Annotated in this window: 1 protein-coding gene and 1 pseudogene; both read left to right on the top strand. The window is 40.5% G+C overall.

What is annotated here, in order from left to right; genetic code table 11:
- On the top strand, positions 1–607 hold a 607-nt coding region (locus tag HMPREF3263_RS07170), incomplete at its 5' end, for a DUF6396 domain-containing protein (RefSeq protein ID WP_256337447.1).
- Positions 608–719: 112 nt separating this feature from the next.
- A pseudogene (locus HMPREF3263_RS07175) lies at positions 720–1,100 on the top strand (sel1 repeat family protein); the annotation flags it as partial.

Raw genomic sequence — 1,100 nt, forward strand, 5'->3', positions numbered from 1 at the left:
TGCTTACTTAAGAAAGGCAGCAGACTTGGGGAGTCGGGAAGCGCAGTATGTTGTTTCTGAAATGTTAGGTGATATTAATGATGAAGAAACCTTGCAAATGCGCCTAAATATTATTAAACAATTGCGTTCTTGTGCCTCAGAGCAAGGATTAGGTATCGCTTCAAATTTCTTAGGTATTCATCTTCAGAGTGATAAAGATTACAAGGATGCAGTAAAGGCTTTTTATCAAGGCATTAAAAATGGAAACGCTGCTTCTGCCCGTTATTTATCAAGTGGTTTTGGAGGAAGTCAAAAAGAAGACGATATGTATTTTTTAAACTTGCAAGAAGATCTGGAAAGATCTAAACGATATAAAGCTATTGCAAGGTATTTATCTGATAAAGACTACCTCCAACCCAAAGTTCCCGATCTCGATGACATCGTGCCGTTGCCACCTGCTCCGCTGCCGGAATGGGATGGCAAAATTGCGTTCCAGCGTTGGTTTGAAGGAGAAGCCCCATCAAAACCTGATGAAGCCCTTGTGCGCCGCTTGGCATGGCAGGCTGGGTTAAACGGCGATACCGGCTTAGACGAAAAAACCGGCATGCCGAAAAAGCCAACGAAATAACGAAAAAAGCTACCGCACTTTTGAGCTGAATAGTTTAAAAGTGCGGTGGTTTTTTAGCGTGTTTTATAATCGATATTTTCCATTTTTGTATTGCTATTTTCTGGAGTGACTCATGGTAGCACGTATTTTTAAAATCATCGTGATTGTCATAACTGCCTTGATTATTCTGGTGATTTGGGCAGGCATAAGTTTATTTAAAGATATTGATTTAGGGGGTACTGGACACCCGACTTCACCCGGAATAATTGACGAATATAAAGCGAGAAAAATCAAAATGGAAAAAATGGAACAATTACAGGCGAATTTAGAGTTTACTTGTAAACACGAAGAAAAGCCGGAATTATCACAAGAAACCCAACAACTCTATAATTACGCCCTTTATCATGACCTGCACAATATGTGGACAGGCAAAAAAGGTGATGCGGTGTGGAATGGCTTGGCACGCTATTATCGTATTGCAGCGATGAATGGCGATTACAAAGCCAATATCCGT

Origin of the sequence: Haemophilus sp. HMSC61B11, from assembly GCF_001838615.1 — a bacterium.
Classification (GTDB): Bacteria; Pseudomonadota; Gammaproteobacteria; order Enterobacterales; family Pasteurellaceae; genus Haemophilus_D; species Haemophilus_D parainfluenzae_AD.